The organism is Streptomyces sp. JK94 (genome assembly GCF_053613315.1).
In genome coordinates, this window is sequence record NZ_JBSICH010000065.1 from 1 (window position 1) to 9240 (window position 9240).

Below are 9240 nucleotides of genomic sequence, written 5' to 3' on the forward strand. Positions count from 1 at the left end.
ACTGGCTCTAACAAAAGCTGCTGATCATGAGGCTGTCGGCCGCTCTGCCCGTATGTCTGGGCATGGGAAACCGTCAGTCGCGGCCGTGGATCGTGTCGGACGAACTGTGGTCGCTGGTCGAGCCGTTGCTGCCGCAGCCGGGTCCGAAGAAGGCCGAGGGCAGACCGCGGGTGCCAGACCGGCAGGCCCTGTGCGGCATCCTCTTCGTCCTGCACACCGGAATCCAGTGGGAGTACCTGCCCCAGGAACTCGGCTTCGGCTCGGGCATGACCTGCTGGCGGCGCCTTGCGGCCTGGAACGAGGCCGGCGTCTGGGACCAGCTGCACCAGCTGCTGCTGAACGAGCTGCGGTCGAAGAACCAGCTGGACTGGGAACGGGCGGTGATCGACTCCTCGCATGTGCGGGCCGCCCGACGGGGCCCAAAAGCGGGCCCAGCCCGGTCGACCGCGCACGGCCGGGCAGCAAACACCACCTCATCGTCGACGGCCAGGGCATCCCGCTCGCGGTGTCGCTGACCGGCGGCAACCGCAATGACGTCACCCAACTCGAGCCGCTGCTCGACAAGATTCCCGCCGTCGCGGGCCGGGTCGGCAGGCCGCGCCGGCGCCCGGATGCACTGCTGGCCGACCGCGGCTACGACCACGACAAGTACCGCCGCCTGCTCTGGCAGAGAGGCATACGCCCCGTGATCGCGAAGCGAGGCGAGCCGCACGGCACCGGCCTGGGCACCTTCCGCTACGTCGTTGAGCGCACGATCGCCTGGCTCCACGGCTTCCGCCGCCTGCGCATCCGCTGGGAACGACGCGACGACATCCACGAAGCATTCCTGGGCCTCGCCGTCTGCCTGATCACCCACCGCCACGTCCAGCGGCTTTGTTAGGACCTCTAAGTAGCTGTTGTCGTTCCGATCTTGAGGGGTGGGTGTCGAACGGGAGTCTCGTTCGGGTGATCGCGGCCGGCCACGGGCATGAAGGCAGGGCCTCTTGGTAGCTCGGGGTTGCGAAGCCGACCGAGATCCAGGAGACCCTGTTGCCGCAGTTGTACGTGCTCGCGCCGGTGGAGTTCAACTCGGCTGCTCCGTCGTGTGATTGTGTCGCTCACCGGTTCGGGAATGCGGCCGATCACCCGGAACGTGTTCGGCGGTACCCCTCGGATATGACGGACGCGGAGTGGGCCGTGGTCCGGCCGCTGCTGCCGGTGCCGGGCTGGCTGCGGGGCCGCGGCGGACAGCCGGAGGCGTACTGCCACCGAGCGATGCTGGACGCTGTGCGCTATCTCGTGGACAACGGCGTCAAGTGGCGGGCGATGCCCAGCGACTTCCCGCCGTGGGACCGGGTCTACGCGTTCTTCCGCCGTTGGCGCGACCACGTGCTGGTCAGAGAGTTCCACGACCGGCTGCGCGGCCGGGTCCGCCTGGAGGCGGGGCGGGATGCCGAGCCGAGTGCGGGAGTGATCGATTCTCAGTCAGTCAAAGCGGACGCGGTTGTCGGCACGGACAGCCGGGGCTTCGACGGCGGGAAGCTGATCAACGGGCGCAAGCGGCACGTCGTGGTCGACACCCTGGGGCTGCTGCTGGGCGTGATGGTCACGAGCGCGGGCATCGGTGACCGCGCCGCCGCGAAGGTGCTGCTGGAGCAGGTGGCCGACGCGCATCACCGGCTGGAACTCGTCTGGGCCGACGGCGGTTACACCGGCAGCCTCGTCGAGCACTGCCTGGCCGCGTTCGCCCTGGTCCTGGCGATCGTCAAGCGAAGCGACGACACGCGTGGGTTCGTGGTGCTGCCCAAGCGGTGGATCGTCGAGCGTCTCTTCGCCCACCTGATGCGAAGCCGTCGCCTGGTGCGCGACTTCGAACGCCGCACCACCAGCGCCGAGGCGATGGTCTACTGGTCGATGACCATGGTCATGACCCGCCGCCTGGCCCGTTCACGCCCGGCGCGAGCGTGAACCGGCCCGGCGCCGGCTCGGCCAGCCAGCCCCGCGCGACCAGACGTTTCGCCTTCGACCGCAACGCCTCCACCTTCGCGGGCACCACGTCCATGCTGAAGGCGGCGGTCATCTCCTGGCAGGTCAGCGGGCCCTGGCCGAGACGGACCCGGTCCGCGAGTGCGGCCAGGACGCGCTGATAGTCCGCCGACAGTGCCGTCCGTGGCAGCCCCATGAGTAATGCTGACCTCTTCGCCGACCCCTTCCCCGTCTACGCGCAGTTCCGCGAGAACGATCCCGTGCATCGCTCGGACATGTACGGAGGGTCGTGGGTGTTCTTCGCCTACGAAGACGTCGAAGCCCTGCTGACGGACGGACGCCTCACGAACGACCGGGCGGAACTTCCCCTCAAGGCTCTTCCGCCGGAACAGCGGGGACGAGCCGTGTCTCCTTCGACAGGGCGGCGGCCCAGCCTACGATCCGGCGGGAGAAGGTGTCCACGACGAACGCGACGTAGACCACTCCCGACCAGGTGCTGACGTGGGTGAAGTCGGCGACCCAGCAGCGGTTCGGGGCCGGTGCGACGAACTTGCGGTCCAGCAGGTCCGGCGCCCGCTCGACGGAGCTGTCCGCCATCGTGGTGATGACCTTCTTCCCGCGCACGGCACCGGTGACGCCGAGCTCGCGCATCAGGCGTTCGACCGTGCACCGGGCCACGACGTGACCCTGGCGGTGCAGCTCGCGCCAGACCTTCCTGGCCCCGTAGACACGGTAGTTGGACTCGAAGACCTGCCGGATGAGCGGCTTCAGCTCCGCATCGCGGACCGTGCGAGCGGACGGGGCCTGGAGTCGTTTGTGGTGGGCGTAATAGGTAGAGGGGGCGCTCTTGCAATCGTGCTCGGTGAGCACGCGGCAGATCGGCTCGACACCGCCGAAGCGGGCCCGGTGCTCGTCGATGAACGCTACGAGCGAGTGTGTGGCCGGTCGAGCTCGGCCGCGAAGAAAGACGCCGCAGCCTTCAGGATGTCGTTCGCCCGCTTCAGCTCGGCGATCTCCTTCTTCATCGCCTTGACCTGCGCGGACTCCTCCGTGGTCGTCCCCGGACGCCGCCCGGAGTCGACCTCGTCCCGCTTTACCCAGTTCCGCAGGGTCTCGGCCGAACCGATCCCGAGTTTCTGGGCGACCGCCCGCAGCGCGACCGACTCGTGCGGATAGTCACCACGGACCTCGGCGACCATACGGACCGCTCGTTTGCGCAGCTCAACGGGATAAGAGGAGGGACGTGCCATGACTCAATCCTTTCACGGAATCGAGTCTCTACCGAACCCGGGGCGATTCAGTGGACCGAGTGCCGGTCGACGATCAGGTGGACCTTGTGGTCGAAGTGCCCGACGATCCGGGCGAGGAAGCGGCACATGACCGTCGCGTCGAACGCCTCGGTGAAGACCATGAAGTGCATCCGGCCGCGGGTGCTGATCGCGGACATCGCGTTCACGGAGAACCGGTTCCGCGTGCGGCGAACCACCGGAGTCTTCCCCTTCATGCCCCAGGTGCGGCCGATGACCTGATCCGAGCGGATCCCGACCTGGTCGGCGAACAGGATCTCGCCGTCATCAGCCTTCGCCCGGGCCCAGATCGCCGGCCAGGTCTCCTCGTGCCACGTTCGGACCGCTTCCGGGATCCTGTTCGACAGCCCGCTTGTCCGGCCGCTGGAAGGTCAGCCCCCAGCGCTTGAGGTACTTGCCCACCCCGGGCTCGGTGAAGCGGACTTCGGATCAATATGCGGTGCTGAACCATATCGAAATGGGGCAGCGACATAAACCGCATGCTGCCCTTAATTTGGGTAAACGCCCTCTGAGTATTCGAATCACGCAATGCGCGCACATCGCCATGAAGTGACTGATGGTTCACTCATTTGGAGTAATTCGTTAACCTCGAAAAGATCAACTAGCGTTACAGTGCGGGAGATTCATTCCGCACTGTGCGGCAAGAAAGGGCATTGCTATGACTGCTATGTACGATCGCTTGGCCGAGCTGCTGACGAACAAACTCGGTGTCGACGCTGCGGAGTTGCATCCCGCCGCCACGTTCGAGGAACTCGACGTCGATTCGCTCGCCCTCGTCGAACTCACCGACATCATCGAAGGTCAGCTCGGAATCGTCATGGCGGAAGGTGAGATCAGGAAGGGAGCAACGCTGGCCGAAGCCGCGCAAGCCCTCGACATACACGCGGCCGCCGACCGGTGAGCCGTGAAGTGGCCGTGACGGGGCTGGGGTTGGTATCGCCCGCCGGTGTGGGAACTGAACTGACTTGGCGAGGTGTCTGCGCAGGTGTCGGCACCGCCACCGAGGACCCTGCTCTGGCCTCCGCCCCGGTGGGAATCTCCTGCCGCGTCCCTTCGTACGATGCGGACGCCCAATTCGGTGCGGCCGAGGCGTGGCGTCTGGACAGGTTTGTCCAACTGTCGCTCCTGGCCGCCCGGGAGGCAGTGTCCGACTCGGGTCTGGAGCCCGCCCACTGGGACGGAACCCGGGTGGGCGTGGTGATCGGCTCGGCGGCAGGCGGTGTGGCCACCTTCGAAAGCCAGCACGCCGGCTTCCTGGAGAGGGGGCCCAAGGGAGTATCCGCGCTCTTCCATCCCATGGCGCTGGTCAACATGGTCTCCGGCCGACTCGCCATCGAATTCGACGCCACCGGCCCCAACCTGGTGACGGCCACTGCTTGCGCGTCGGGTGCCACCGCGATCGGTGTCGCACGCGACCTGCTGGTCTCGGGTGCCTGCGACGTGGTGATCGCCGGTGGCACGGAAGCCGCGATCTCGCCCACATTCGTCACCGGCTTCGCCCGGATGGGAGCATTGTCCCGTCAGTCCGCGCGACCTTCCAGTGCATCCCGGCCCTTCGACGCGAACCGCGACGGCTTCGTCATCGGCGAAGGAGCGGGGGTACTGATCCTGGAGCGCCTCGACCATGCCCGACGGCGCGGCGCGGACGTACGGGCAAAACTCGTCGGGTACGGAGCATCAGCAGACGCCAGCCACGTCACCGCCCCGCACCCGCAGGGGCGGGGGATTGAACAGGCGATGCGCCGTGCCTGTACGGACGCCGGGTTGCAGCCGGAGCAGGTCGGACATATCAACGCCCACGGCACCTCGACCCAGCTGAACGATGCCGTGGAAGCGGAGGCGATCCGGCGCCTCTTCGGAGCGGAAGTCCCTGTGACATCCACCAAAGGGGTCACCGGTCACACCCTTGGCGCGGCCGGCGCGATCGAGGCGGCACTGACTGTTCTGTCACTTTCCCGCCAGACCCTCCCGCCGACCGCGAACCTGGAACGACTGGATCCCGCCATCACGCTCGATGTCGTGACTGGCCGGCCGCGCCCTGTCGCCACCTCGTACGCACTCACCAACTCGGCCGGTTTCGGCGGCCACAACGTCAGTCTCGCCTTCGCAGTCTGACGCTTGCGGTCCACAGTCAAGACACAGGGAAAGAACACATCCACACCATGCCCTCCAGCACATCCGAGGACCGCGACGAGCTGATCCGGCTGGTCTTCGACGGAACCTTCGACAACGTCCACGCAGATCTCCGCGACACGGTCTCGGATCCGCTCTTCGCGCCGCGCAGCGGGCTCGACGCGACCCAGCAGGGGAGACTCGCATACGACCGGAGCCGCCTCGTCCACGCACGTACCGGGCCCGCGCAGAAAGTCCTCGACGACCCCCTTCGCCTCTTCGCGCTCAGCGAATGGCCGTCGCTGATGGACACGACCACACTGCCCCTGCTCATGAGCCACTACAACCTCTGTCTGGGAACCCTCCTGCACCACAGCGCAGGGCGCGACGACCTCGACGACATCATTGAAGAGCTCGCCACCATGCGGTCGGTCGGCATGCTGATGGTCACCGAACTGGGCTTCGGGAACAACGCGGCAGCGATGCGCACCAGGGCCGTGTACGACCCGCTGGCCGATGAGTTCGTTCTGAGCACGCCGGACCCGCAGGCGCAGAAGTTCATGCCGTACACCGGCATCCAGGACATTCCGAAGATCGCGGTCGTGATGGCCAGGCTTGTCGTCCAGGACACCGACCGAGGCATCTTTCCCTTCATCGTCAGAATCTGCGACGCCGAAGGTCTTCTCCCAGGTGTGCGGGCCACAGCCCTGCCGGACAAACCCGGTCTCGCTCTGGACAACGGCGTCACCTGGTTCGACGGCGTCCGCCTGCCTCGCCGCAATCTGCTGGGCGGAGCCATGGGACGGCTCATGCCGGACGGCACCTTCGAGAGCACGATACCCAGCCGGCGACGGCGGTTCCTCACTTCCCTCGAGCGGGTACAGCCCGGCAGGCTCTGTCTGGCCTCCGCCCTCGTCGCGGCCGGGCGTGCCAGCCTGTACATCGCCCTGAGGTACGCGCGACAGCGCAAAACTTTCGCACCGGGCGAGAGCGACGTGCCCGTCATCGCCTACCGAAGCCAGCAGACGGCACTCTTCCGGGCGCTCGCCGACGTCTACGCCATGACGTTTCTCGTCAACAGCACGAAACGCGCATTCGTACGCACCGGAGTCAGCGATGACACCAACCACCTGATCTCCCTCACCAAAGTTGTCAGCAGCTGGTCGATGACCGACGTCCTCACCACCTGCCGCGAACGCACCGGGGCGCAGGGCATGTTCTCCGCCAACCGCATCGCGGACTACATCGCCATGGCCCAGGGCGTGGTCACGGCCGAAGGCGACAACCTGCCTCTCCTGGCGAAGGCGGGTAACGAACTCCTTGCCCACCCCCCCGCCACGGACACCGGCACCCCCGAGCCGCAGGGAAGGAGTCTGACCGACCCCTCCTTCCACCGTGAACTGACACGGTTCCGCCAGTCGCGCCTGACCGACACCACGGCGTATGCCATGCGCCGTGAGATCCGCGGCGGGAGCTCCCTGTTCGACGCCTGGAACCATCACATCAATGCGGCGCTCACCCTTGCTGAGTCCCGAGGACGCGAACTGGCCCTCGAGGAACTTCACACGGCCGCCACCCAAGCCACCACCCCACGCACCCGTGAGGCACTCGGCCTGCTGGCGGCGCTCTACGGGCTGGGCCTCACGGAGCGGGACGCCGCATGGCACCTGGCCCACGGAACGCTCACCCCACATCAGGTCACTCGTATCCCGACTCTGCTGGAAGCGCTCAGTACCCGTGTGCTGCCCTATGCGGACCTGCTCGTCGACGGGTTCGGCCTCACGGACGAGCTTCTGCGCGCCCCAGCACTCCGCCCAGGGCTCACCGACTTCCACGCCTGACAGTTACCACTGAAGAGGTACCCTGCCGTGAGTGTGACTCTCGCATCCGCGTCGCCCGTCACCCGCATCGAACAGACCGGCCCGGCGGACGTCCGCAGGCTCGTGACCGTACAACCAGGGATGTGCGGGCCCACCGCACTGTTTGCCGCCAGGGTCGGTGACTGGACCTGGGAAAGCGTCAGCACCGTCTGCGGACTCGATGTCTTCAACGCCCAGGACGCCCAGGGGCGCGCCGCTTACCTGGCGTTCCACTACTTCCGCATTCGCTCCGGAGGCCATCTCACCCCTGAGCGGATCACCTTCGGGGACAGGCTGGAAGTCATCACCCGAGTCTTCTCCCAAGGCCGCCGCTCGGTGCTGACCCTCCACCGCATCCGAAGGCTTCCCCAGGGAGCCACCGAGCTCGACGCCTCGTTCGACCTCGAGGAATTTCACGAACGGCCACGGCCCGACTGCCTGTACGTGGAAAACCTCAACCACTGGCTCACCCGCGGGGCCGGCCACACCAATGTCGGACTGGTGCACACCCCACCTGTCGGCTTCGACCACACGCGCCTCCCGGAATTGCCCGACGTCTACTCACCGAAGACACCGTGCAGACAAGCCAGGGCCGACCATCGTTTTCACGATCCGGCCACGGCCCACTACACCCCGTCGGGCGACCAGCTGATCGTCAACCATCGCGTAGATGTGACACGCGACATCAACGGTGTCGGGCTCATGTACTTCGCCTCGTTCCTCAGCATCGCGGAGGGGGCACTGCTGGAACTGTGGCGTGGCCTTGGCCGGACCGACCGGGCGTTCCTCGACCGTTCGCTCCAGGACATACGGATCTGCTATCTCGGCAACGCCGATCTCGATGCGACACTGCGCCTTCATCTACGCCTCGCGCGCGATCCCGAGAACCAGCACCACGAGCGGACCGACATCCTCATCCAGGACACTGCGGGCAACCGCGCCCTGGCCGTCGCGTCCTTTCGTGTCCACACCGCAGGACCGCAGTGAGGAGTGGGAGTCGACGACCTGGGTTGGGGGGTCAGCGCCTGCTGGAGTGACCCCCGAGATTCCGACACCTGGACGCTGGATGTTTCGTCATCCAGGGGAAGTGATCCATGGTGGCAAAGCGGAAGAACTACCCCGAAGAGTTCAAGCGGGATGCAGTGGATCTGGTGCGTTCCTCGAAGGACCGCACCCTCACCGACATCGCACGAAGCCTGGGCATCCATCTGGAGACGCTGCGGAACTGGGTCCGCGAGGACAAGGCCCGCACCCAGGACGCGGACGGCGGGGGTGATGCCGGTATGACTCCCGACGAGAAGGAAGAGCTCAGGCGTCTGCGGCGGGAGAACGCCCGGCTCAAGGAGGACAACGAGATCCTCCGGAAAGCCGCCGCCTATTTCGCGCGGGAGACGACACGGTGATCCGCTTCCGTTTCGTCGACGAACACCGGAACGCCCACGGCGTGAAGCGGATGTGCGACGTCCTGGGCTGGGACCGGTCCGGCTACTACACCTGGCACAAGAACAAAGAGGCCCGGGAGGAGAAAGCCGGCGTCGAAGAGGAGCTTGCGCACCGCATCCGAGAGATCCATACCGATTCCAGGGGCGCCTACGGTGCTCTGCGGATCACCCGCGAACTGCGCCGTCGCGGACACGTCGTGAACCGCAAACGGGTCGCGCGGGTCATGCGAGAGAGACAGATCGCCGGGATCACGCGACGGAAGTCGCGGTCCCTGACGAGACAGGACCGCTCGGCTGCACCCGCGCCGGATCTCGTCCTGCGTGACTTTACGGCGCCGATGCCGGGACTGAAACTCGTCGGGGACATCACCTGCATGCCAACCGCCGAGGTGGCTTCATCTGGCGACGGTGATCGACCTGTGCACGCGTGAGGTCGTGGGCTGGTCGATGGCCAGCCATATGAGGGCTCAGCTCGTGGCGGATGCCATCCGAATGGCCCATGCCGGCGGGCACACCGCTGGCAATGCGATCTTTCATTCGGACCGCGGGTCTCAA

13 protein-coding genes and 1 pseudogene are annotated in these 9240 nt (G+C 66.5%); 9 read left to right on the plus strand and 5 right to left on the minus strand.

The annotated features are described in order from the left end of the window. Positions 1 to 62: 62 nt before the first annotated feature. Both ACVV2G_RS32800 and ACVV2G_RS32805 read left to right on the plus strand, forming a co-directional pair. A protein-coding gene (locus ACVV2G_RS32800; RefSeq protein WP_453845995.1) for an IS5 family transposase occupies positions 63 to 880 on the plus strand; the annotation gives its coding sequence in 2 pieces (ribosomal slippage) (positions 63 to 398 and positions 401 to 880; 816 coding nt in all). Between the two features lie 275 nt (positions 881 to 1155). Beyond that, positions 1156 to 1947 carry an IS5 family transposase gene (locus tag ACVV2G_RS32805; protein WP_453846425.1) on the plus strand — a complete coding sequence of 264 codons (792 nt, stop codon included), beginning with the start codon at positions 1156 to 1158 and terminating at the stop codon, positions 1945 to 1947. Here the strand turns inward: ACVV2G_RS32805 and ACVV2G_RS32810 are convergent. From ACVV2G_RS32810 to ACVV2G_RS32830, 5 genes and pseudogenes are all read right to left on the minus strand, one after another. Beyond that, a pseudogene (locus tag ACVV2G_RS32810) lies at positions 1904 to 2140 on the minus strand (hypothetical protein); the annotation flags it as partial. The gene ACVV2G_RS32805 and the pseudogene ACVV2G_RS32810 sit on opposite strands and share 44 nt — an antisense overlap. Positions 2141 to 2334: 194 nt before the next feature. Next, a complete protein-coding gene (locus tag ACVV2G_RS32815; RefSeq protein WP_453846431.1) occupies positions 2335 to 2883 on the minus strand; it encodes an IS3 family transposase in 549 nt (182 codons plus the stop codon). Positions 2884 to 2888: 5 nt separating this feature from the next. Further along, positions 2889 to 3215, minus strand: a complete 327-nt coding sequence (locus ACVV2G_RS32820; RefSeq protein WP_453846426.1) for a transposase — start codon at positions 3213 to 3215, stop codon at positions 2889 to 2891. A gap of 47 nt (positions 3216 to 3262) precedes the next feature. Continuing rightward, complete coding sequence (locus ACVV2G_RS32825; protein WP_453846427.1) at positions 3263 to 3469, minus strand: transposase; 207 nt, start codon at positions 3467 to 3469, stop codon at positions 3263 to 3265. Between the two features lie 70 nt (positions 3470 to 3539). Further along, entirely contained in the window at positions 3540 to 3674 is a 135-nt protein-coding gene (locus tag ACVV2G_RS32830; protein WP_453846428.1) for a winged helix-turn-helix domain-containing protein, read from the minus strand. Between the two features lie 277 nt (positions 3675 to 3951). Here ACVV2G_RS32830 and ACVV2G_RS32835 point away from each other — a divergent pair, with 277 nt between their 5' ends. The 7 genes from ACVV2G_RS32835 to ACVV2G_RS32865 all read left to right on the plus strand — a co-directional run. Then, complete coding sequence (locus tag ACVV2G_RS32835) at positions 3952 to 4173, plus strand: acyl carrier protein (protein WP_266082870.1); 222 nt, start codon at positions 3952 to 3954, stop codon at positions 4171 to 4173. An 8-nt stretch (positions 4174 to 4181) separates the two neighbouring features. Beyond that, positions 4182 to 5387, plus strand: a complete 1206-nt coding sequence (locus ACVV2G_RS32840; RefSeq protein WP_453846432.1) for a beta-ketoacyl-[acyl-carrier-protein] synthase family protein — start codon at positions 4182 to 4184, stop codon at positions 5385 to 5387. A 47-nt stretch (positions 5388 to 5434) separates the two neighbouring features. Continuing rightward, entirely contained in the window at positions 5435 to 7225 is a 1791-nt protein-coding gene (locus tag ACVV2G_RS32845; RefSeq protein ID WP_371243857.1) for an acyl-CoA dehydrogenase family protein, read from the plus strand. 33 nt (positions 7226 to 7258) lie between these two features. Next, positions 7259 to 8230 carry an LnmK family bifunctional acyltransferase/decarboxylase gene (locus ACVV2G_RS32850; RefSeq protein WP_453846429.1) on the plus strand — a complete coding sequence of 324 codons (972 nt, stop codon included), beginning with the start codon at positions 7259 to 7261 and terminating at the stop codon, positions 8228 to 8230. 107 nt (positions 8231 to 8337) lie between these two features. Next, positions 8338 to 8646 carry a transposase gene (locus ACVV2G_RS32855; protein WP_453846430.1) on the plus strand — a complete coding sequence of 103 codons (309 nt, stop codon included), beginning with the start codon at positions 8338 to 8340 and terminating at the stop codon, positions 8644 to 8646. Then, positions 8643 to 9116: an IS3 family transposase gene (locus tag ACVV2G_RS32860; RefSeq protein WP_453842864.1), complete on the plus strand. Its 474-nt coding sequence runs from the start codon at positions 8643 to 8645 to the stop codon at positions 9114 to 9116. Before ACVV2G_RS32855 ends, ACVV2G_RS32860 begins: the two co-directional genes overlap by 4 nt. Positions 9117 to 9132: 16 nt before the next feature. Continuing rightward, a partial coding sequence (locus tag ACVV2G_RS32865) for a hypothetical protein (RefSeq protein WP_453842865.1) occupies positions 9133 to 9240 on the plus strand: 108 nt, incomplete at its 3' end.

Coding starts and splice junctions, on each gene's coding strand:
- ACVV2G_RS32805 (WP_453846425.1), top strand. CDS start 1,156: ATGACGGACGCGGAGTGGGCCGTGGTCCGGCCGCTGCTGCCGGTGCCG.
- ACVV2G_RS32820 (WP_453846426.1), bottom strand. CDS start 3,215: ATGGCACGTCCCTCCTCTTATCCCGTTGAGCTGCGCAAACGAGCGGTC.
- ACVV2G_RS32825 (WP_453846427.1), bottom strand. CDS start 3,469: ATGAAGGGGAAGACTCCGGTGGTTCGCCGCACGCGGAACCGGTTCTCC.
- ACVV2G_RS32845 (WP_371243857.1), top strand. CDS start 5,435: ATGCCCTCCAGCACATCCGAGGACCGCGACGAGCTGATCCGGCTGGTC.
- ACVV2G_RS32855 (WP_453846430.1), top strand. CDS start 8,338: ATGGTGGCAAAGCGGAAGAACTACCCCGAAGAGTTCAAGCGGGATGCA.